14 protein-coding genes are annotated in these 22,953 nt (G+C 64.4%); 4 read left to right on the top strand and 10 right to left on the bottom strand.

Annotated features, from left to right (window positions below; all coding sequences use genetic code 11):
* Positions 1 to 4 precede the first annotated feature (4 nt).
* Positions 5 to 1,111 carry an HlyD family secretion protein gene (locus tag RBT42_RS06975; protein WP_320363483.1) on the bottom strand — a complete coding sequence of 369 codons (1,107 nt, stop codon included), beginning with the start codon at positions 1,109 to 1,111 and terminating at the stop codon, positions 5 to 7.
* 239 nt (positions 1,112 to 1,350) lie between these two features.
* Between RBT42_RS06975 and RBT42_RS06970 the strand changes: the two genes are divergently transcribed.
* A complete protein-coding gene (locus tag RBT42_RS06970) occupies positions 1,351 to 2,145 on the top strand; it encodes an SDR family NAD(P)-dependent oxidoreductase (RefSeq protein ID WP_320363481.1) in 795 nt (264 codons plus the stop codon).
* Here the strand turns inward: RBT42_RS06970 and RBT42_RS06965 are convergent.
* The 3 genes from RBT42_RS06965 to RBT42_RS06955 all read right to left on the bottom strand — a co-directional run bounded on the left by RBT42_RS06965 (position 2,121) and on the right by RBT42_RS06955 (position 7,347).
* On the bottom strand, positions 2,121 to 3,029 hold the full coding sequence (locus RBT42_RS06965; RefSeq protein WP_320363479.1) for a phosphate/phosphite/phosphonate ABC transporter substrate-binding protein: 909 nt from the start codon (positions 3,027 to 3,029) through the stop codon (positions 2,121 to 2,123). The two genes, RBT42_RS06970 and RBT42_RS06965, sit on opposite strands and share 25 nt — an antisense overlap.
* Positions 3,026 to 5,383, bottom strand: a complete 2,358-nt coding sequence (locus RBT42_RS06960; RefSeq protein ID WP_320363476.1) for a putative bifunctional diguanylate cyclase/phosphodiesterase — start codon at positions 5,381 to 5,383, stop codon at positions 3,026 to 3,028. The genes RBT42_RS06965 and RBT42_RS06960 overlap by 4 nt, the downstream gene beginning before the upstream one ends.
* Before the next feature lie 119 nt (positions 5,384 to 5,502).
* On the bottom strand, positions 5,503 to 7,347 hold the full coding sequence (locus tag RBT42_RS06955; RefSeq protein WP_320363474.1) for a TolC family outer membrane protein: 1,845 nt from the start codon (positions 7,345 to 7,347) through the stop codon (positions 5,503 to 5,505).
* A 347-nt stretch (positions 7,348 to 7,694) separates the two neighbouring features.
* Here RBT42_RS06955 and RBT42_RS06950 point away from each other — a divergent pair, with 347 nt between their 5' ends.
* A complete protein-coding gene (locus RBT42_RS06950) occupies positions 7,695 to 8,258 on the top strand; it encodes a transglutaminase-like cysteine peptidase (RefSeq protein WP_320363472.1) in 564 nt (187 codons plus the stop codon).
* Positions 8,259 to 8,271: 13 nt separating this feature from the next.
* Positions 8,272 to 10,188 carry an EAL domain-containing protein gene (locus RBT42_RS06945; RefSeq protein WP_320363471.1) on the top strand — a complete coding sequence of 639 codons (1,917 nt, stop codon included), beginning with the start codon at positions 8,272 to 8,274 and terminating at the stop codon, positions 10,186 to 10,188.
* Between the two features lie 81 nt (positions 10,189 to 10,269).
* Here RBT42_RS06945 and RBT42_RS06940 read toward each other — a convergent pair whose 3' ends face one another.
* From RBT42_RS06940 to RBT42_RS06920, 5 genes are all read right to left on the bottom strand, one after another.
* On the bottom strand, positions 10,270 to 16,398 hold the full coding sequence (locus RBT42_RS06940) for a tandem-95 repeat protein (RefSeq protein ID WP_320363469.1): 6,129 nt from the start codon (positions 16,396 to 16,398) through the stop codon (positions 10,270 to 10,272).
* A 317-nt stretch (positions 16,399 to 16,715) separates the two neighbouring features.
* Entirely contained in the window at positions 16,716 to 18,158 is a 1,443-nt protein-coding gene (locus RBT42_RS06935) for an HlyD family type I secretion periplasmic adaptor subunit (protein WP_320363467.1), read from the bottom strand.
* A gap of 19 nt (positions 18,159 to 18,177) precedes the next feature.
* Positions 18,178 to 20,358 (bottom strand): type I secretion system permease/ATPase, encoded by a 2,181-nt coding sequence (locus tag RBT42_RS06930; protein WP_320363465.1) that lies wholly within the window; start codon positions 20,356 to 20,358, stop codon positions 18,178 to 18,180.
* A gap of 21 nt (positions 20,359 to 20,379) precedes the next feature.
* Positions 20,380 to 20,925 carry an NUDIX hydrolase gene (locus RBT42_RS06925; protein ID WP_320363463.1) on the bottom strand — a complete coding sequence of 182 codons (546 nt, stop codon included), beginning with the start codon at positions 20,923 to 20,925 and terminating at the stop codon, positions 20,380 to 20,382.
* 62 nt (positions 20,926 to 20,987) lie between these two features.
* A complete protein-coding gene (locus tag RBT42_RS06920) occupies positions 20,988 to 21,587 on the bottom strand; it encodes a chorismate--pyruvate lyase family protein (protein WP_320363461.1) in 600 nt (199 codons plus the stop codon).
* Between the two features lie 35 nt (positions 21,588 to 21,622).
* Between RBT42_RS06920 and pgeF the strand changes: the two genes are divergently transcribed.
* Positions 21,623 to 22,465, top strand: a complete 843-nt coding sequence (pgeF, locus tag RBT42_RS06915; RefSeq protein WP_413785866.1) for a peptidoglycan editing factor PgeF — start codon at positions 21,623 to 21,625, stop codon at positions 22,463 to 22,465.
* Here the strand turns inward: pgeF and RBT42_RS06910 are convergent.
* Positions 22,397 to 22,732, bottom strand: coding sequence for a hypothetical protein (locus tag RBT42_RS06910; RefSeq protein WP_320363459.1), 336 nt, complete (start codon positions 22,730 to 22,732; stop codon positions 22,397 to 22,399). The two genes, pgeF and RBT42_RS06910, sit on opposite strands and share 69 nt — an antisense overlap.
* Between the last annotated feature and the right edge of the window lie 221 nt (positions 22,733 to 22,953).

Raw genomic sequence — 22,953 nt, 5'->3', positions numbered from 1 at the left:
GCGCTCAGTGGCGGGGGGCGTGCCAGGCGGCGTCCGGGCTCAGGCGGATCATGCCGTCGGCGGGCTGGCCGGGCAGCAGCTTGAGCTGCGACGCTGTCGTGGGGTAGAGGCGCACTTCAAAGACCAGCTTGGTGCGTTCGTCACGTGTTTGCACTTCCTTGGGCGTGAACTCGGCGCGGCTGGCGATGTAGCCGACCTTGGCCTCGATGGGTTGGTCGGGGGCGGAGTCGGTCCAGATCTGGGCGGCCTGGCCCAGCTGGATGCGGCCCAACAGGGGCTCGGGGATGTAGGCCTTGAGGTACACCTTGGACAGGTCGGCGATAGCGTACAGTGGCACGCCATGATTCACGGCTTCACCGGGGTTGATGTAGCGGGCGACCACGTGACCGTTGACGGGGGCGGTGACAGTCAGCTCCCTGGATTCGCTGGCTGCTTCGAGCGCCTTGGCCTGGGCCATTTCGGCCTGGGCGATGGCGGCTTGCAACTCGGCCGCGCGCGATGCGATGCGCTGCGGTGCCAGGCGGGCGTTCTGCAGGTTGACCTGGGCTTTCTGGACCTGCGCACGGGCGCTGCTGTACTGCTCCAGGGCACTCTTGGTCGCCACCTGTGCGCGCTCCAAGGCTTGGGGGCCCACGAAGCCTTGCTCGGCCAGTTGTTTGACGCGGTCACGCTCCAGCGCGCTTTGCTGGGCCACCACACCCAGCCGGGTGAGCTCGGCCTGTGCGGCGGTGAGGTCGGCCTGGGCCGTTTGGGTGAGCATGGCGGTTTCGCTGCGCAGCAGGCTCAGGGAGGATTCGAGGGCGCGCACCTGCGCCATCTGAGCGGTGGCCGCCGCAGTGGCCTGTGCGGTGCGGGCCGCCACACCATCGTCATGCAGCTTGAGCATGAGCTGCCCGCCTTGCACCACGTCGCCCTCGCGCACCAACACCTCAGAGATGCGTGCGGGCACCCGTGCCGACACCACGATCTGGTCGCTCTCCATGCGGCCATTGACCTGGACCAGGCCGCTGTCCGTCTCGGACTGGCTGGTCAAGAAAACACCTGCGGCCAGGGCGGCCACGGCCACCAGGCCTGCCCCCACCATCCAGCGACTTGTGCGTGTCCATGCCATCGTGTGTCTCTTCCCTTGTTTGCGTGACAAGTCTACTGGCAAGCGCATGGCTTGTGCGGTTTGTCACGCCTGTGAGGCTCAAGGGGCAACCCTGTGTTGTGTCAGCGGGGCGGTGCCTGAGTGCCGCGCTGCACATTGACAAGGCGGCATGAGGCATCTGTCATCATGGCAGGCGTGGACGGCGCCTAAGCTGTGGGCGTCACGTCAATCAATTTACTCACGTCAATCAGGATCGATTCATGGACATCAAGAACAGCGTGGCCCTCATCACGGGCGGTGGCAAGGGCATTGGCGAGGCCGTGGCCAAGCATTTCGTGCGGCAAGGTGCCAAGGTGGCGATTGTCGACATGGTGCAGGAAGACATTGACCGCGTGGTGGCCGAGATCAAGGCCATGGGCGGCGAGGCCATCGGCGTTCAGGCCGATGTGAGCAGCGAGGCTGACACGGCTCGTTTCATTGAGGCCACGGTGAGCGCGTTCGGGCAGTTGAACATTGCGGTCGCCTGCGCTGGCATCATCCGTGACGGCACGATGCTGGCGCTGGACAAGACCACGGGCAAGGTCTCGCGCAAGATGGGCATGGACAAGTGGAAGCCGGTGATCGATGTGGACCTGACCGGCACCTTCCTGACGCTGCGTGACGCGGCCGAGGCCATGGTCAATGGCGGCTGGAAGGGCTTGCTGGTGCCGATTTCGTCGGTCAACAAGATCGGCCAGATCGGGCAGTTGAACTACTCGTCGGCCAAGTCGGCCGTGGCGATGATGCCCAAGATCATCGTGGGCGAGTTCCTGCTGCGCGGCATCCGCAACATTCGTTGCGTGGGGATCGCCCCGGGCTACACCGCCACGCCCATGCTCACAGGCATGAACCAGGATGCGCTGAAGGCCATCTTGAAGGACGTGCACATCGACCGCCTGATCGAGCCTCAGGAAATTGCCGACATGATCAGCTACTGCGTGCAGAACGAGGCGCTCAACGCGACCACGATCGAGATCACCGGTGGGCTGTGCTACCCGGGCGGCATCGCCAAGTGAGCCGACTGATCCGGATAGAGCATCCGGATCTCCCGGTAGTCCTCGTCGGTGACGGGGACGAAGCCGGTCATACCCATTTCATGCAACATGCGGCGTAGCGGCTCCGCGTTACCGAGGAAGACCTGTCGGATCTGGTCTTGCAGGGCGGGGCACAGGGCCTGTCTGACGACGAAGGGGTCGTAGGGGATGGGTTTGGACCGCCACAGAATGCGGATCTCCTCGATCCGCAGGGCACCGCGTCGTACCGCGTCGTCGATGGAGGTGCTGGAGACAAAGGCTGCATCGACCCGTCCGCTGCGCACGGCTTCCAGTGAGCGGTCGTGGGAGCCTGCGAAGGTGATGCGGGAGAAGTAGCTTTCCAGCGTGACCCCCGTCAGGCCTTGCATGGCTTTGCGCGGCAGGATGGCGCCTGAGGTGCTGGCCGGATCGGTCAGGCTCAGCGTGCTGCCACGCAGCTGCCCCAGGTCTTTGGCAGGGTGGGCGTGACGCGTAATGAGCACTGAGTGATAGGCGCGAGAATCGGGTGTCGCTGGACCCTGCTGCAAGCGGAAGGATGCGACGGGTTTGATCTTCGCTCCGCGGGACATGGCAATGGCGTACGAGGCCGGCCCCATTTCGGCGAGGTCGATGTCACCAGCCAGCAGCCCTTCGATCACCGCACCGTAGGAGGTGGCTGGCACGGCCTGGACGCGGCGGCCGGTCGCCTGCTCCAACCCCTTGATCAGCGGACGATATTGGCGCGCCTGGGTGTTGGGGTCTTTGAGAGGAACCAGGGCCAGCTTCAGCGGCCGAGGGCTATCGCACTGCGTTGCGTGGCGGGGCGCAGCCTGTGCTGGGGCCAGCCACATCAGGACCAGCGAGAAGAGGGCAAGCAGTCGAATCATGTGGGGGCGAGTGACGGGCGGTTGAGCAGCGAGCTGGCCTCATCGGCGGGCACGGGGCGGCTGAAGAAGTAACCCTGTACCTGATCGCAGCCAGCGGTTTTGAGGTGCACCAGTTGATCGACCAGCTCGACGCCTTCGGCCACCACGCACATCTTCAGGTTGTGGGCCAGGGTGATGATGGAGCTGACGATCACAGCGTCGTCCGGGCTGTTGCGGATGTCGTGGATGAAGCCGCGGTCGATCTTGAGGCAGTGGATGGGCAGGGTGCGAACGTAGGCGAGGCTGGAGAAGCCGCTGCCATAGTCATCGAGCGCGATGTGGATGCCCAGCTGTTCCAGCTGATGGAGCACGGTGTTGGCGACATCCATGGATTCGACCAGACAGGTCTCGGTGATCTCCACCTGCAGCAGGGTGCCGTCCAGCTCGTAGCGGGTCAGCAGTTGTGCGATGCGCTCGGGAAGCAGGCTATCGTGCAACTGGATGGCCGAGACGTTGAAAGCGATCGGGACGAGTCGCTGCCCTTGTTTGCGCCAGCTGGCCAGCTGCTGGCAGCAGGCTTCGGCGACCCAGTCGCCCAGCTCCAGGATGGCGCCGGTGCGCTCGGCCAGGGGGATGAAGTCGTTGGGGTAGATCAGGCCGTGCTCGGGGTGTTGCCAGCGTACCAGGGCTTCGAAGCCGCTGATCTGGTAGTCACTCAGGTTGACCTTGGGTTGGAAGTGCAGCACCAGCTCGCCCTCTGCAATGGCACGGGGCAGGCGCTGTGCGAGGTTGAACAGGCGGGCATCGGCAGGGTTCAGGGAGGCGTCGTAAAACGTGTAGTGACCGCGGCCCGCGCGCTTGGACTGGTACATCGCCGCGTCGGCATTGCGGCACAGCGCGTCGGTGTCATGGCCATCGCGGGGAAAGAGGGCCACGCCGATGCTGGGGCTGGCTTGAATCTCGTGGCCATCCAGGTCGAGGTAGGGCTTGCACAACTCGCTCACGATCTTGGCCGCGACGACAGCCGCATCGTCCGCGCGCTCCAGCGCGGTCAGTAAAATGGCGAACTCGTCACCGCCCAGGCGCGCAATCAAGTCTGAGTCGCGCAAAACCGTGCGCAAGCGTTTGGAGACCGCTTGCAGCAGCAGGTCGCCCACGTGGTGGCCCAGCGTGTCGTTGACCTGCTTGAAGTGGTCCAGGTCCATGTACATCAGCGCGTAGTGCTTGCGATTGCGCTTGGCCTGTTGCAGGTGGCTGCTCAGCAACTCGTTGAACATGCGCCGGTTGGGCAGGCCAGTGAGCGGGTCATGGGAGGCCATCACGAAGGCGCGGCGCTTTTCATCTTCCAGTTGCGTGATCAGGGCGCGGTTGTCGTGGTCGGCCTGCGCCAGGGCTGCGGTGTAGCGCGCCTGGCGGCGAATGCCCTGGGTGACCCAGAGGCTGGCGCCGAGGAACAGGGCGCTGACCAGGCTGAGCACGCCCAAGAAGCGGTCGCGGGTGGCCTGGTGCACGGCCAGGATGTCACCCATCTCGCGGCTGACCACCACCCGAAACGGCATTTGATGGGGCTGCTGGTAGTTGGACAGGTGGGTGCGACCGTCGCGGTACAGGTCAGCCTCCATGGCGCCTTGGGGTTGGTTGACGGGCAACAGGTTGGGGTTGCGCGCGCCCGCGCTTTGCAGCACCAGACCTTCTTGCCGCGCCTCGGCCACGACCTGGCCATCCAAGCGGAGGACCTGGATCCTGCCGGTACGCCCGATGTCGATGTGGTGGTAGAGACGGAGAAAGTAGCCGAGGTCGAGCACCAGAAGCAGCACCCCGGCAGGCTGGTCGCGCGGTCCCAGGACGGGGACCATCAGGGGGATCTGCCAAGCCTGCTCGTTGGCCAGGGGGAGCGGGGCCAAGCCCAGGCGAGCGACGCCCTGACTCGCAGGGGTGCGCAGGAACTCCGCCATGGCGGTGAGGAGTTCAGGCTCATCGCGCCCCGATGAACTGGCATACACCTGGCGCAACTGCTCGTCGTACAGCGCCACACGCAGAAAGATGCGGTCGGCTGCGATCATCGCACTGAGTCGCGCACCGGCACCCTTGTCCTGCCCATCGAGGCAGCTTTCGGCGGTGATCGCCATCAACCTGCCGCGGTCCAGCACCTGCGTGAGGTTTTCCGAGATGATGGCCGTGAGGTTCTGTTGCTGGACCTGGGCGTTGGCCCGCGTCAGCGCTTTCTCGGACTCCAGGCGCTGCCAGGTGAAGCTCCAGACCAGGGCCAGCAAACCCAGGGACACGCTGCCACTGACGAGCAGCAGGAGGCGAGCGCGCTGGGCGCCCAGAGCATCAAGCCATGCGCGGAACGGCGAGGAAAAATGAAGGCGCACGATGAGGACACAACCAGAAAACCGCGAGTCTGCGACGTTTGTGTGTCAAGACGTTGACATGCCCTGGAACGACAAAGCGCCCGGAAAGGGCGCTTTGCAGGGCAGGCGTCAGAGCGTGATCAGCGGTTGCTTTCCTTGATGATGACCCACTTGCCGTCGATCTGCTTCCATGTCAGGACCTTGACGCTGGCGTCCTTGTAGTTGCTGGAGTTGTACTTCTGGTTGAAGCGCGTCACGACGGTGTCACCCACAGCCTGCGTCTGGATGTTGTCGAGCGTCAGCTCGATTGGGCCGGTCTTGCTGACCAGACGGCGGCGCTCCTGGACCCATTTGGCAGAGGTACTGCGGGTGGGGGTGAACTCCTTGGCATAGAAGTTCAGGTAGCCGTCCACATCCTTGGCCATCCAGGTGTCGGCCCAGTCACGCAGGCGTTGCTGAACGCTGGACACGGCCGGTGTCGCGGCGGGGGCGGGTGCAGGGGGGGCGGCCACCACGGGGGCGGGCGCCAGCGTGGGGACGGCCAGCTTGCGGGCACGGGTATCGAGCTCGCTCAGGCTGGTGGCCTTCACGTCGACGGCGGTGACGGGGCAGCGCTGTGCCGCGTCGTCGGCGGCTTGCCAGTCTTGAACCAGTTCTTGTGTGCCATCGGCTTCGCGCGACAGGCCCAGCGTGCTGGTCAGGCTGTGGCGGGCCGCCTGGGTGCGTGCGTAGGCCAGTTGCAGGTCGGATTCGGCGTTGGCGTACGAGCGCTTGGCGGTGTAGAGCTCGTTCTCGGCGTTGAGCAGGTCCAGCAGGCTGCGCTGACCGATGTCGAACTGCTGACGGTAGGCGTCGCGGGCTTTCTCGATGGCCAGCACGTTGCGGTCCAGGGCCACCAATTGGTCTTGCAGCTTGCGGATGTCGTTGTGTGCAATGGCGACGGTCTGGCGCACATCGCGGCAGGCGCGGTCACGCTGGTCGGCGGCCTGGTTGAGCAGGTCGGCGTATTGGCGCACGCGGGCCTTGTCGCTGCCACCGTTGAAGAGGTTCCAGTTCAGCAGGATCTCGGCCGAGCTGTCACGCTTTTGGTCCTGGACGCCGTCGAAGTTCTTGCCCACGCCGGTGCGCACGCGCGCTTCGACGGTGGGCTGGTAGCGGCTTTCGGCACCCTGGGCCTGGGCCTGGGCGGCACGCAGGTTCTCAATGGCGGCGCTGATGCTGGGGTGCTTGGCGAGGGCCTGGTTGATGGTGTCGACGTTGGCGGACAGGATGCCCTTGGACAGCAGTTGGTTGTCGACCCCAGCCGTGCTGGCCGGAGGCAGGTCGCCCACGATGCGCAGATAGCGGGCGCTGACATCGTGCAGGTTGGCCTGCTCGGTCGTCAGGTTGGATTCGGCCAGGGCCAGGCGGGCATTGGCTTGTTCGGCATCGACGCCGCGGCCCACACCCGCCTTGAACTTCGTCTGCAGTTGGTCGAAAGCGTATTTGTGCTGGACGTAGTTGTCTTCGGCCAGGCTCACCAGCTTGCGATAGCGTTCGACATCCAGGTAGGCACGCGTGGCTTCCAGGGCCGTCTCTTCGGTGGCGCCCAGGAACTCGAAGTAGCGCGTCAGGCGGGCGTGACCCAGGCGGGAGACTTCCTTGCTGGTGGCCAGGCCGTCCCACAGGATCTGGCTGGCGCTCAGGGCCAGGCCGGTGCGGCTCAGGCTTTGCGAAGCCGGGGTGCGCGAAGTGATGCGGTCGTTGTCCCGGCCGACGCTGGCGCTGAGGTCCACGCTGGGCAGATATTGGCCACGGGCCACATCCACCTCGTTGGCCGCGGCGCGCAAGGCGTTCAAGCGGGCGGTGACGTCGGGATTGTTGTTGATGGCCTGCTGTACGGCAGCGGCGAGACCGGTGGGTTGCGTGCTCTGCGCATGGGCAGTGACGGACAGGATGGCCAGACTCAGCGAAGACAGGCTCAGCTTGATCGTTTTATGGTTCACGTAATCCTCTGTTTCTCGTGCGCAAACACCGCCAATCTGCCCTTACGGCTGCTTGGCTGCTCCATGACACCAGGGTGCTTGTGTCATGATTTGGACATTCTGGCATCAATTATTGCTTACAAGCACTTACACCATTGGGCGTTGACCCCTCCCCACCAGAATGGGGGGGAATGCTTTGGAATGCACAACCTGGCCGAGTTCTCCGTTTGCATGTGACTTCTTTTTTGCTGTCGCTTTGTTGCTGGGATCGTGGGTGGACGATCGTGCGGCGGTGCGTGCGGCCAGCCCTGCTCGCCGTTGGGCTGGTGTGGGCGGGCATTGGTAGCCATGCCTGGATGGCGGAGCGCATGTTGACGCACGCCCAGCGCATGGGGCCATCGGCCATCGCGCGTGCTCAGGTGCTGGCTCAGGAGATCGTGGAGGCGCAGGCCTTGGAAGAAGAGACCCGGCTCAAGGGGGTGAACACCTTCTTCAACCGTGCCATTCAGTTTCGCGATGACAAGGATGTCTGGGGGCAGCTCGATTACTGGGCTTCGCCGCTGGAGATGATGAACCGGGGGCAGGGCGATTGCGAGGACTTTGCGATTGCCAAGTACTTTGCCCTGATGGCGGCCGGGGTGCCCAGCGCGAAGCTGCGTCTGGTGTATGTGCGTGCGCAGATCGGTGCGGTGACGCAGGCCCACATGGTGTTGGCCTATTACCGAGATCCGCTGGCCGAGCCGCTGATTCTCGACAACTTGTTGGGCGACATTCGCCCGGCTTCGCGCCGGCCGGATCTCAAGCCCGTGTTCAGTTTCAACGCCGAAGGCATGTGGCAAGGGGTGGGTGCGGCGAGCGCCGGTGACCCCTCGGCCCGTTTGTCACGCTGGCGCGACATGTTAACGAAAGCCAAAGCCGAAGGCTGGTGGTGAGGATGGTGCAGGTATGTCATTGATTCGTCAGATCTGGTTGCTGCTGCTGGGGACGCTGTTGCTGGCGTTTCTGGGCAGCTTTGGGGTGTGGATGGCTTCATCGCAGGGCTACCTGGAGACGCAGTTGCGCATGAAGAATGCTGACAACGCGCAGGCCTTGGCCTTGAACCTGTCGCAGCAAAAAGGCGATGCCATTGCGATGGAGCTGGCGGTCATGGCCATGTTTGACACGGGCTATTACCAGCGGATCACCTTGAAGGACGCCAGGGGCAAGGTGGTGTTCAATCAGGAGTCAGATGCCGGTAGCAAGCAGTCGGCAGTGCCCGCGTGGTTCGTGGACCTGATGCCCGTGGTGTCTGCGCCGGGTGTGGCGCAGGTGTCGGATGGCTGGCGTGCGCTGGGTTCGGTGGAGGTGGTGAGCCATTCGGCCTTTGCCCACGCGCAGTTGTGGGAGGGGGCGCTCAAGACAGCGGGCTGGCTGGCCTTGTTGGGTGGCATCTCTGGCGTGCTGGCCACCTTCGGGGTGCGGGGCATCCGTCAACCTCTGGAGGCGACGGTGGGCCAGGCGCAGGCGCTGATGGAGCGCCGCTTTATCACGGTCAAGGAGCCCAGGGTGCCGGAGCTGGCGCGCCTGTCTCAGGCCATGAACGGTGTGGTGCTGCGCTTGAAGACGCTGTTTGACGAGCAGGCCACGCAGGTGGAGACGCTGCGCAAGCAGGCGCACTGCGATCCGCTGACGGGGCTGTCGCACCGCGCCCATTTCATGACTCAACTGGCCAGTGCCCTGCGGAACGAGGAAGGGGCTGGCGCCGGCGTCTTGTATTTCCTGCGGGTGAGTGATCTGCAGGGCTTGAATCACAGCCTGGGCCACATGCAGACCGATGCCTTGTTGCAGAAGTTGGGGCAGGCCCTGACGGAAGCGACACAGTCATCAAGCGGGGCCAGTGTGGGGCGCTTGAACGGTGGTGATTTTGCCGTGTGCGTGTTGGGGGTGGATGCCTTGCGGGCTGTGGCTCCCGAGGTGTGTGTGAAAGCTTGGCAGAACGTGCTCAAGGACGAGGGCGTGGATGCCTCGTTCACCCTAGGCGGTGTGACGTGGACGCGCGGCATGTCAGAGCCCCAGGTGCTGGCTGCAGCAGATTCGGCGCTGGCGCGTGCGGAGGCACGGGGCCCATTTGCCGTGGAGATGGGGCACAGCGACGAGGGCGTCGCACAGGCGCTGGGCGAGGATGGCTGGCGCCTGAGTCTGCAGGAAGCCTTGAGCGAACGTCGGGGCCGTTTGGTGGTCTTCCCGGTGATTGACCGTGCAGGGAAGCTGGTGCACCACGAGTGTCCTTTGCGCCTGCAGCTTGAGCGCGGTGGGGCGTATGAAGTGGCATCGACCTGGTTGCCGATGGCACTGCGTACGGCACTGATGTCCCAGATTGATGCGTTGGCTGTGACCCTGGCCTTGGAGGCGATTGCCAAAGATCAGGTGCCTCGGGGTGTCAACGTGTCGCCGGCATCCTTGCTGGACAGTGGCTTTGTGCCGCGCGTACGCGCCTTGTTGATGGCCGCTCCCAAGGCCACACGCTTGCTGTGGCTGGAGGTGGCCGAGAGCGCAGCCGTGGAGCGGTTCGAGTTGGTGCGGGAGTTGTGCAAGCAGCTGCGACCCCTGGGCGCGCGCATTGGGCTGGAGCACGCGGGCGAGCGCCTGACGCGCATCGAGTTCCTGTTCGAGGCCGGGCTGGACTATGTGAAGCTGGATGCGTCTGTGATCCAGGGCGTGTCGCGTGACGCGGCGCGAGCGGCGTTCGTGCAGGCCACCGTGGGCATGCTGCATGGCCTGGGCCTGCAGGTTTATGCCGAAGGGGTGAGTGAGGGGGCGGATGTGCCGGTGTTGTTCCAGTTGGGGTTGGATGGTTTGACAGGGCCGGTGATGAAGCTGTGAGTGACCCCTTGGCCGCTCAAGGGCACCATGAGCAACGGCCCCCGAAGGGGCCGTTCTTGTTGGCGACTTCTACTTCAAGCGTCAGTCCGTGATGAGCTTGCCCGCTGCGAGCAGGTTTTGAATGATCTGATCGCTGGTGAGCGAGTTGTTGTTGCTCAGATCAACGCCCTGCAGGGTGATGGTCTGGTCGTCTTTGGATGGTGTGTAGCCACCCGATCCGTAGGCTCCGGTGCTGCTGATGTGCAGCAGGGTGTTGCTGCCCACAGTTTCGAAGCGCAGGAAACTGTCGAGGTTGCCAACGTTCGTGCCGGCGTGCAGCTCGCCTTGCAGCAGGTCGCGCAGATCCAGCACATCGCCCCCAGCGGACAGGGCCGCGGTGTTGAAGTCGGTGATGACGTCGTTGTATGGGTTGCCAGCCGTGCCAGCATCACTGAACTCCCAGCGGAAGACGTCGTTGCCATCGCCTCCAGTCAGGGTGTCGTTGCCTTTGCCTCCGACCAACTTATCGTGACCCAGTCCACCATTGAGCTTGTCGTTTCCGACACCTCCGTAAAGCACGTCGTTCCCGGCATCGCCGTTCAGGGTGTCTGCCCCAGCACCACCGTAAGCGATATCGTTGCCGGCGCCAGCGTTGATGGTGTCATTGCCAGCGTAGCCTCGGAGCAGATCGTTGCTGCTTGTCCCGTTGATGGTTTGGCTGTCCTCTCCACTCGTCGTGTAAGTGTTCGTGGTCTCCGCAATGGTGACGCTGAAGTTTTGTGATGCGCTGGCGGTCTCACCTGTCGCTGTTTCTGTCGAAGTGGCTGTGACAGTGAGGTTCAACGTTCCTTGGTAATTTTCAGGGGCCAAGAGATGCAGGTCTGCGATTTGGGCAGCCGTAAAGGTCCAGGTGCCATCGCCATTGTTCGTGCCCGCATCAAACTTGATTCCCGCAGGTACGCCGCCAATGGTGACAGTCAGCGCCTCGGAGCCATCGGTATCTCGCAGCGCTGCAATGATGGGCAACTCCACAGGCACCGTGTAGCGAGTGGCGTCGCCTGCCAGTTTGAAATGCAGGTTGTTGAGGGACAGGGAAGAGTCTTTGTAGCTGTCTCCGCTGTTCAAGACCAACCATTGGAAGGTGTGGCTTCCATCCATGGTGGAGGTGTAGCTGAAGGAGCTACTCGAGGTCCTCTGCGGGAACTTGGCTTCTGACGAGTCCACCAAGATGGATTGCTTGTTGCCCAGCGGATCCGTGACCAACAGCACGACGACGTCATTGAAGCCTCTGGACACTTCGGAAGTGTCGTCTTCGCCATTGGTAAAGGAATAGTCCCAAGTGACCGTTGTACCCGTGTGCAGGCTGAAGTGCGACTCTGAGACTTTCCCGTCAATGATGTTGACGAAGCCTGGATCGGTGACGTTCAGGCCCTTGGGGTCAAATCGGTTGTCGAGGTAGCCACTGGCGACACCCAGTTCGAGCTCCAGGTTCGCTTGTGAGACGCCTGCACCCTCCTCGTATCGTTGCACGGTGGTGTCTGAAGCGCCTGTCGAGATGGTTGTATTGCCCTCCAACAACATGTGTATGTTGTTGATGGCGTTGATGGTAGGCACATCGGCGACTGGTGTGACTTTCAAGGCAAGCAGGCCCGTGCTGGTGCCCGAACCATCGGCAGCCGTGTAGATCACAGATGGGACCGAGCCACTCCAGTTGGGTGCTGGAGTGAAGGTGTAGTCACCGTTGGAATTGATCGTGATCGTGCCAGCCGCAGCGATGTTGGCAACGCTGCCTGCAGCGTAATTTGTCCCATTGACCGAGAACTGCGTGACCGTGAGCGCACTGCCTTCGACGTCGCTGTCGTTGCTCAGCACGTTTCCTGTCGCCACAGTGTCTTCGAGGATGGTTGCGCTGTCCGACGTAACGATAGGTGCATCGTTGACCGGGGTGATGCCGACGTTGACGGTGACGGTGGTGGTGCCGCCCTTGGAGTCGGAGACCGTGACGGTGAAGCTGTCAGAGCCGTTGTAGTCAGGGTTGGGCTGGTAGGTCCAGGTGCCGTCCGGGTTGACGGAGACGGTGCCGTTGGTCGGCTGGGTGCCCGGGGCATAGCTGAGCGCATCGCCATCGGCGTCAGAGGCCACGACCTGGCCGGAGACCGGCTGGTCCTCTGGGGTGGTGACGCTGTAGCTGCCCGAAGCGGGGTCGTAGTTCGAGCTGGGGTCATTGACCACCGGTGCATCGTTGATCGGCTTGACCGTGACGCTGACGGTGGCGGTGTTGCCCTCGGCGTTGGTGTAGGTGAAGCTGTCTGCGCCGCTGAAATTGGGCTTGGGCGTATAGGTCAGGGTGCCGTCGGCGTTAATGACGACGGTGCCGTTGCTGCCCTGGGAGACGCTGGCGACCGGGCTCTTGGTGCTGTCGATGTCGGAGTCGTTGGCCAGCACGTCGATGATGACGAAGCGGTCCTCGTCGACCGAGGCAGTGTCACCGGCCACGACGGTGGCATCGTCGACCGGGGTGATGCCGACGTTGACGGTGACGGTGGTGGTGCCGCCCTTGGAGTCGGAGACCGTGACGGTGAAGCTGTCGTTGCCGTTGTAGTCAGGATTGGGCTGGTAGGTCCAGGTGCCGTCCGGGTTGACGGAGACGGTGCCGTTGGTCGGCTGGGTGCCCGGGGCATAGCTCAGCGCATCGCCATCGGCGTCAGAGGCGATGACCTTGCCGGAGACGGGCGTGTCTTCGTCGGTGGTGACGCTGTAGCTGCCCGTGGTGGGGTTGTAGCTGGAGCTGGGGTCATTGACCACCGGCACGTCGTTGATCGGCTTGACCGTGACGCTGACGGTGGCGGTGTTGCCCTCGGCGTTGGTGTAGGTGAAGCTGTCTGCGCCGCTGAAATTGGGCTTGGGCGTGTAGGTCAGGGTGCCGTCGGCGTTGATGGCGACGGTGCCGTTGCTGCCCTGGGAGACGCTGGCGACCGGGCTCTTGGCCGAGTCGATGTCGGAGTCGTTGGCCAGCACGTCGATGATGACGAAGCTGTCCTCGTCGACCGAGGCAGTGTCACCGGCCACGACGGTGGCATCGTCCACCGGGGTGATGCCGACATTGACGGTGACCGTGGTGGCGCCGCCTTGGGGGTCGGTGACCGTGACGGTGAAGCTGTCCGAGCCGTTGTAGTCAGGCTTGGGCTGGTAGGTCCAGGTGCCGTCCGGGTTGACGGTGACGGAGCCGTTGGAGGGGCCCGTGCCCGCAGCGTAGCTCAGCGCGCCGCCTTCCGGATCGGAGGCGAGGACCTGGCCGGAGACGGGCTGGTCTTCGTCGGTGGTGACGCTGTAGTTGCCGGAGTTCGGGTTGTAGTTCGGGCTGTTCGGATCGATCACCGGCAGATCGTTGACCGGTGCCACATTGACCGTGACGGTGGCGGGCTCGGAGGTCAGGGCGCCATCGGAGACGGTGTAGGTGAAGTCAGCCACGCCGGTGAAATCGGCGTTGGGCGTGAAGGTGACGGTGCCATCGGCATTGAGCACGACCGAGCCACCCTTGCCAGCGGTGACGCTGGCGATGGACAAGGTGGTGCTGTCGATGTCGGTGTCGTTGCCCAGCAGCTGAGCGGCGCTGTAGGTGGCCGCGGTGTCTTCGACAGCGGTGAGACTGTCCGGATTGGCCACCGGTGCGTCATTGACGGCGTTGACGCCGACATTGACGGTGACGGTGGTGGCGCCGCCTTGGGGGTCGGTGACCGTGACGGTGAAGCTATCCGAGCCGTTGTAGTCGGGGTTGGGCGTGTAGGTCCAGGCGCCATCGGTGCCGACGGTGACAGAGCCGTTGGTTGGCGGCGTGCCAGGTGCATAGCTCAGCGTGTCGCCATCGGCGTCGGATGCGAGGACCTTGCCGGAGACGGGCTGGTCTTCGTCGGTGGTGACGCTGTAGTTGCCGGTGTTCGGGTTGTAGTTCGGGCTGGTGGGGTCGACCACCGGCTTGTCGTTGAGGGGATTGACCGTGACGTTGACCGTGGCGGTGTTGCCCTCTGCGTTGGTGTAGGTGAAGCTGTCCGCACCGCTGAAATTGGCCTTGGGCGTGTAAATCAGTGTGCCGTCGGTGTTGATGACGACGGTACCGTTGCTGCCCTGTGTGATGCTGGCCACCGGGCTCTTGGCCGAGTCGATGTCGGCATCGTTGGCCAGCACGTCGATGACGACGGCGCTGTCCTCGTCGACCGAGGCGGTGTCGTTGACCACAACGGTGGCATCGTCCACGGGGGTGATGCCGACGTTGATGGTGACGGTGGTGGTGCCGCCTTGGGGATCGGTGACCGTGACGGTGAAGCTGTCCGAGCCGTTGTAGTCAGGCTTGGGCTGGTAGGTCCAGGTGCCGTCCGGGTTGACGGTGACGGAGCCGTTGGTTGGCGGCGTGCCAGGTGCATAGCTCAGCGTGTCGCCATCGGCGTCGGATGCGAGGACCTTGCCGGAGACGGGCTGGTCTTCGTCGGTGGTGACGCTGTAGTTGCCGGTGTTCGGGTTGTAGTTCGGGCTGGTGGGGTCGACCACCGGCTTGTCGTTGAGGGGATTGACCGTGACGTTGACCGTGGCGGTGTTGCCCTCTGCGTTGGTGTAGGTGAAGCTGTCCGCACCGCTGAAATTGGCCTTGGGCGTGTAAATCAGTGTGCCGTCGGTGTTGATGACGACGGTACCGTTGCTGCCCTGTGTGATGCTGGCCACCGGGCTCTTGGCCGAGTCGATGTCGGCATCGTTGGCCAGCACGTCGATGACGACGGCGCTGTCCTCGTCGACCGAGGCGGTGTCGTTGACCACAACGGTGGCATCGTCCACGGGGGTGATGCCGACGTTGATGGTGACGGTGGTGGTGCCGCCTTGGGGATCGGTGACCGTGACGGTGAAGCTGTCCGAGCCGTTGTAGTCAGGCTTGGGCTGGTAGGTCCAAGTGCCGTCCGGGTTGACGGTGACGGAGCCGTTGGCGGGGCCCGTGCCCGTGGCGTAGGTCAGCGCGCCGCCTTCCGGATCGGAGGCGAGGACCTGACCGGAGACGGGCTGGTCTTCGTCGGTGGTGACGCTGTAGTTGCCGGAGTTCGGGTTGTAGTTCGGGCTGTTCGGATCGATCACCGGCAGATCGTTGACCGCTGCCACATTGACCGTGACGGTGGCGGGCTCGGACGTCAGGCTGCCATCGGAGACGGTGTAGGTGAAGTCAGCCGCGCCGGTGAAATCGGCGTTGGGCGTGAAGGTGACGGTGCCATCGGCATTGAGCACGACCGAGCCACCCTTGCCAGCGGTGACGCTGGCGATGGACAAGGTGGTGCTGTCGATGTCGGTGTCGTTGCCCAGCAGCTGAGCGGCGCTGTAGGTGGCCGCGGTGTCTTCGACAGCGGTGAGACTGTCCGGATTGGCCACCGGTGCGTCATTGACGGCGTTGACGCCGACATTGACGGTGACCGTGGTGGCGCCGCCTTGAGGGTCGGTGACCGTGACGGTGAAGCTGTCCGAGCCGTTGTAGTCAGGCTTGGGCTGGTAGGTCCAAGTGCCGTCCGGGTTGACGGTGACGGAGCCGTTGGCGGGGCCCGTGCCCGTGGCGTAGGTCAGCGCGCCGCCTTCCGGATCGGAGGCGAGGACCTGACCGGAGACGGGCTGGTCTTCGTCGGTGGTGACGCTGAAGTTGCCGGAAGCGGGGTCGTAGTTCGGGCTGGTGGGGTCGATCACCGGAGCAGCATTAGCAGTTGCTTCGCCATTGATCGTCCCGCTGAGGAAGGGCTCGGTCGCGGGATCCACCAAGGCAGTTCCAAACTCAAACTCTTGTGCCCCAACCGATTCCTGCACCCGTCCCACGCGCAGGCCTTCGCCGAGCGCACCGGTTGCCCCACCGGACAAGCCAGCCGCAGGCGCATCCTCCTCGCTGGTTTGATTCAAGCGCGCAATGGCTTCGTCCAGATTGGTCTGCCCCTGAGCCAACAAGGTCGCGCGTACTTCAGCCACGTCGCTGCCTTCGCCCACACTCAGGGCTTCACCCACAGGGAGTCCGTCCGCAGGTGTCATCCACAACTGGCCATCGGCTACCGCCAACTGGAGGCTGGCGCCCACCGCAGCGATCACCGCGTCTCCCTGTTGCAGCGCGTCTCCGACTTTCAAGGCGCTGGCGGTCTTGCCGCCTGCGCGAATCACGCCAACCGAGCCCTCAATCTTGGAGACAACACCTGCAGGAATGGGGGCGGAAACGGACATGCGGACCTCTGACTGTTACATCTGTATCAATCCGAGGATACCCTATTCGAGGGGTGGGTATGCGTGCTTGACGTGCGGCATTCGTGATGCAGTTCATGCTGGACGCAACACTTTTCGGCATTTGGCGCTCTGCGCCCTGGTTCGGTCCAACTCCGACGACTCGACGCCGCTTGGACCCGGGGAGCCTGCCGCGCAAAAAATCCAAAAGCGTCGCCTCTCTGTGACCAAATAAGCAAAAGGCACCCGAAATGGGTGCCTATGCGCAGTTCTTGCTGAGCGCCTTCTCGGTGCCCGCAGCCCGTGTCTTCAGCCTTGCGTCAGCGTTCCCTCAGCGCATACGCATGCGCCTTCAGCACGGGCTTGAGCAGGTAAGACAGCACCGTCTTCTTGCCCGTCAGCACGTCCACCTCGGCCGTCATCCCCGGCAGGATCGGCATCTTCTCGCTGAAGTTGGCCGCCTTGGTGCGCACCCGCACCACATAGAAGGTCTTCTGTCCGCGCTCGTCCGTCACCGTGTCCGGGCTGATGTTTTCCACCACCGCATCCAGCCCGCCGTAAATCGAAAAGTCGTAGGCGCTGAACTTCACTGTGGCTGCTTGTCCCGGGTGAATGAAAGCGATGTCACGCGGCTCGATCTTGGCCTCCAGCACCAGTGCGTCGTCCAGGGGGACAATTTCCACGATGTCCTTGCCTGGCGTCACCACGCCCCCCACGGTGTTGGCCAGCAGCCGCTGCACGCGACCGCGCACCGGCGATTTCACCTGGGACTTGTCCACCTTGTCCACCAGCGCCACGGCACCTTCGTTCAAGGCACTCAAGCGGGCCAGCACCTCTGACAATTCCTTGCGCACCTCGTTGCGGAAGGACAGGTCGGTCTCCTGAATCTTGCGCGTTGCCTCCAGGATCGCGGCCTGCGCCCGCGCGCTTTGTGCGCCGGCTTGCTCCATGTCGCCGCGTGCGCGCGTCACATCGCGCTCCAGGCGCAGCACGTCGACTTCTGAGACGGCGCCCGTGGCCAGCAGCGGCCGGGTCTTGTTCAACTCCTGCTGCGACAGGTCGAGGCTGCGCGCAGCCGACTCCCGCTTGAAGCGGGCTTCGCTCAACTCCTGGCGACGCTGCGCCAACTGCTGCTCGCTGATGCCGATCAAGGCACTCAATTCCGAGCGTCGGGCGTCATACAACTGGCGTTCCTCGTCGACGATGCGCTGCGCTTCGGCATCGTCGGCCGCCACCTCGGGAGGGGAAAAACTGGTGCCTTCGGCCAAAGCTTTCAGGCGGGCTTGCTTGACCTGCAGCGCAAACACCTGCGCCGCGCTCTCACGCACCCCAGACGTGGCCCGGGTCTCGTCAATCTTCAGCAGCAACTGACCCGCTTCGACGACATCGCCTTCTTTGACCATGATCTGCGACACCACGCCGCCGTCCAGCGACTGCACCACCTGCAATTGGCGCGACGGAATCACCTTGGCCTCGCCCTTGGTGACCTCGTCGATCTCGGCCAGCGCCGCCCACACGATCAGCAGTACCGTCACCAGCAGGGCAGAGCGCACCAGCGTCTGGGCGCGGAAGGTTGCGCTGCGCGACATCACCGCATCGGCTTCCACTTCGAAGGCATGCATGCCTGCTTGCGAGGCCGCCTCCGGGGTGACCCGGGTGCCGCCCAGTCGGTCCAGCAAGCGGTCGGTCCACGGGGCCAGGCGCACGCGCAAGCGCTCCAACCCATCCACCAGTTTCTGGCCCATCTTGAGCAAGGTCTTCATCTCTGTGCTCCTGGCCTGATCACGCTGCGCGCGAAATGCGACCGGCTGCCAGCGCCTGCATGATGCGCTCGCGCGGGCCATCGGCCACGATCTTGCCCTGGTCGACCACGATCACGCGGTCCACGAAAGACAGCATCGACGTCCGGTGCGTCACCAGCACCACCGTCTTGCCTTCGGTGAAGGCCTGCATCCGCTGCGTCACCAGGGCCTCCGTCGAAAAGTCCATCGCGCTGGTCGGCTCGTCGAGCAAGAGCAGCGGTGCGTTGTGCAACACAGCCCGAGCAATGCCCACGCCCTGGCGCTGCCCGCCAGACAGCAACTCGCCGCGCTCGCCCACCGGCATGTCAAAACCCTGGGGGTGGCGCTGCACGAATTCGCTCAGGCCGGCAATGTCGGCCGCCGCAACGATGGCATCGTCACGCGCATGCGGCATCCCGAAGGTGATGTTCTCGCGCAGCGAGCCGTAAAACAGCGTGATGTCCTGCGACACACAACCCAGGTTGCGTCGCACATCGGCCGGGTCCAGCTGACGCATGTCGATGCCGTCGAGCAAGATGGCGCCCGCGGTCGGCTGGTACAGCCCCATGATCAGCTTTTGCAGCGTCGTCTTGCCCGAGCCCACCTTGCCGATCAGGGCCACGCGCTCACCGGGGTTGATCTTGAAGCTCACATCGTCCAGCGAATTGCCCTGCTGGCCCGGGTAGGCGAAGGACACATGACGGAACTCGATCTCGCCCTTGAACTCCGGGCGCTGAATAAAGTGGCTGCCCTCGGGGCGCTCGACCGGCTGCGCCATGATCTGCTCCAGCGAGGTCATCGCCGTGCGGGCACCTTGGTACTGCATCAGCAGGCCCACGATCTGACCGGCAGGCGCCAGGGCCCGGCCCGCCAGCATCGTGGCGGCGATCATGCCCCCCATCGTCAACTGCCGCTCCGAGATCAGATACACCCCGATCAGGATCACGCACACCGACACAAACTGCTGCAGCGTGGCGGTGGAGTACATCGCCGTGGCGGACATGCTGCGCATCTTCACGTTCAGCGCGGACAGGTACTGGTTGGCCCGCTCCCAACGCGACTGGATCAGGCTTTCCGCCCCCTGGGACTTGATCGTCTCGATGCCCGTCAGGCTCTCGATCAGCGTGGCATTGCGTTGCGCCGCCGCCTGGTAGGAGCTTTGAGACAACTCATGCAGGCGATGCTGGAACACATAGGCCGAGACCAGAATCAGCACGAACACCCCGACGACTGGCAGCACCAGCCAGGGCGAAATCCAGGCCATCACGCCCACGAACAGGAGGGCGAAGGGCAGGTCGATCAGGGCCGTGACCGTGCTGGAGGCGATGAAGTCGCGCACCTGCTCGAAGCCCCGCAAGTTGGCCGCGAACGAACCCACCGACTGCGGCCGGTTCTCCAGACGCATGCCCAGCACCCGCTCCATCAGCGTGGCCGAAATCTGCACGTCGATGCGGGCGCTCGCCTCGTCCACAAAATGACTGCGCAACAGGCGGATGAACAGGTCACTGCACAACACCAGCGTCACGCCGATGGCCAGCACCCACAGCGTCTCGGTGGCGTGGTTGGGCACCACGCGGTCGTAGACGTTCATCGAAAAAATAGGGAAGGCCAGCGCAAACAGGTTGATCAGCAGCGCGGCCCACAACACGTCGCGATACACAAAACGCTGAGCCAGCACCGGGCCCCAGAACCAGTGGCCCGAACGGGTGGCCTTGACCTCGGGCGTGCGCTCGTCAAAGCGGAAATGCGGACGCGCAAACAGCACCACGCCAGTGAAGCGGGCCTGCAAGGCCTCGGTCGTCAGGGTGATGGCGCCCTGGCCGGTCTCGGGCAGCAGGATGCGCCAGTGCGCTTCACCTTCGCGGCCCAGCAGCACGCACGCCTTGTTGTCCTGCAAGATCAGGATGGCGGGGAGGGTGAGGGCGTCGATCTGCGCCAAAGCCAGGCGCTGCACCCGTGTCGCCAGCCCGGCACGTGCTGCGGCGCGTTCGGCCAGCGCCAAAGGCAGGGGCTCTTGCGGCTGCAGCGGCAGCCCCGCCGACAAGGAGGCCCGTGTGGCTCCCTGCCCATGCAGGCGCGCCACTTCGATCAGGCAATCGAGCAGCGGATCCGGGCTGATCAGATCATCACGCACGCGCGGGGCGCTGGGAGGCACGGAAACGTTTTCCAGAGGTGCGTTCATGACAACGGATGGGAAGCAGGCTCACCGAAGATCAGCACAGTAGATGTCAAATTGCCCCCGTTTGCGGTCTTCAAAGTAGCGCTCCAGTGTCATCCTCACGGTTCTGAAGGCCAGATCGGCCCAGGGAATCTCGTGTTCGTGAAACAGGCGGGCTTCCATCGTTTCCGGGCCTGGCGAAAAAACGGTGTCCAGCAGGCGGGCGCGGTAGAAGAAGTGCACCTGGCCGGCCGTGACCACATTCAAGACGCTGTAGAGCCCTTGCATCTCAATGTGCGCACCGGCTTCCTCATCGGTTTCCCGGGCGGCGCCTTCATCGGTCGTCTCGCCCAGCTCCATGAAGCCGGCCGGCAAGGTCCAGAAGCCCTTGCGCGGTTCGATGTTGCGCTTGCACAGCAAGACCTGATCACCCCACACGGGCAGGGTCCCCACCACATTGAGCGGGTTGACGTAGTGGATGTGACCGCAAGAAGGGCACACCGCGCGCTCGCGGGTGTCGTCGGCGGGCACTTTGTGCTCCACCGGGGTGCCACAGACCTGACAGTGCTCGATTCGGCGTGAAAACAGCATGTTGGCAGTGTAGGGCAACAAGCCAGGGGCGCAGACGCTGTGGTGCCTGCTGCACATCCAGTTCAGCGTGGGGTCATCAGGGGGGGGACCCAGGGTGCAAAACCCTCCAGGACCTGCAGGGGCTGCCCGCGGCGCCAAAACACCGAGCGCCGACACCAGACCGGTGCAGGGCCGCTCTCCGCCATCCCCAGGCGCTGCCATTCGCGCACGATGTGCTCGCGCTCGGGCGAGTGCCGGGGCAAGCGCTCGCCCACCAGCGGATCACGCTGCACGTGGCGACGCGTGAACAGCAACTCGGCCAGCGGGCGCGTGCCCAGCCCCTTCATCGCCTGCCAGGGGCCTTTCGCCGCAGACAGGGGGGTGACACTGCGGGCCCAGACGGCAGGACGCCCGTCAATCCGCAGCACCACTTCACGGACATGGCCCTCTGACGTGCCCAAAGCCTCGCGCTCCTGCGGCCACAGCGCCTGGCGCCCTTGGTAGGTGACCTGGAGGGTGACCGAGCCATGGGCCCGCAGACGGGCCGTGAGCGAGCCCGGAGCCTGCAGCCAGCGGCGCAGCGACGCCGACACGCAGCCCAGCGGCGGGCGCTGGCCGAGCGGGCGCGAAGACGGTGTGCAGCGGTGCGAACGACTGACGCTGGAAGCAGGGCGAGGTAGCATCGGGGCTGGATCATAGCGGCCTTGTCTGACCTTCCATGTCTTTGCCCCCTGAAACCCCAGCGCATCCTTCGCCATTGCCGTCCGGCTGGACGGTGGTGAACCTGGGTGAGCCGGTGCGCGCCCTCATGAGCGCCCGCGCGGGCGGTGTCAGCCAGCCCCCTTATGACGCCTGCAACCTGGGTGACCATGTCGGAGACGACCTCATGGCCGTGGCGACCAACCGGGCCAAGCTGGCCGCCCACATGCAGGCCGAACCCGTGTGGCTGACCCAGGTGCATGGCAACCGGGTGGTGCGCTTGAGCCGCACGCCCGATCCCGCTGACCCCGACCGCGTGTGCCTGACACCGGGCATCCCCCAGCCAGAGGCCGACGGGGCGTTCACGACCGAGCCGGGCTTGGCCTGCACCGTCATGGTGGCCGATTGCCTGCCGATCTTGCTGGCCGCGCCGGGCGGCCGAGGTGTGGCCGCGCTGCATGCCGGCTGGCGGGGCTTGGCGGGCGCCGGGGCCATGCAAGGGCAGGGCATCGTGCACTCAGGGGTGGCGGCCTTGTGCTCGGCCACTGGCTGCGCCCCGGGCGAGTTGCGGGCGTGGCTGGGCCCGTGTATCGGGTCGCGGCGCTTTGAGGTGGGGGCCGATGTGCTGCGCGGCTTCGGACGCGAGCCGGATCAAGGCGCCGTGGACGCGCGTTTCGTGCCCAATGCTCCGGGCAAATGGCTGGCCGATCTGCCAGGCCTGGCCCGCGACATCCTGCAGGCCCTGGGCGTGCACGGCATTCAGAGCGATGCCGACTGCACGGTCAGCGATGCATCACGGTTCTTTTCGTTCCGTCGCGAGCCTGTCACCGGGCGTCAGGCTGCCAGCATCTGCCTGCGTTAAGCCTTCGCCGCCCGCTGAGACACCCGTCTGACCGTCCTGGGTCCGGGACTCGGCGGCCTGCTGCGCGCGCCACTCGGCCTCTTCGGCAGCACGGCGCGCACGCCGACGGGCGGGCGTTCCCATCAGGTACAGAACCAGTGCCAGTGGCCCCACGCCGTACATCACGAATGTGATGATGGCGCCCAGGATGGAGCCCTGGGTGCTGGTGGCCTCGGCCAAGGCCATCATCACGGCGACATACATCCAGGCGATTGCAACAATCCACATCAGAGCTACTCAAAAAAACGGAATGACCAAGGGTAAACGAGGGGTCCTGGCACAGGGATTGCGTCAGGTGATGGAGGCAAGATGGGAATATCGGCCATGCGAACGCATCGCGCGGACCGAACGATGGCCGATTGGCGTGTTTGCAACATTGTGACGTTGTCAGCGTAACGCCACATGATTCGGCCATCATGTCGTGAAGAAATAGCGAGTTCAAACAGGAG

Origin of the sequence: Aquabacterium sp. (assembly GCF_034003525.1) — a bacterium.
Taxonomy (GTDB): Bacteria; Pseudomonadota; Gammaproteobacteria; order Burkholderiales; family Burkholderiaceae_C; genus Aquabacterium.
The sequence above is the reverse complement of the archived record's forward strand: the minus strand, read 5'-3'. Positions and strand labels throughout refer to the sequence as shown.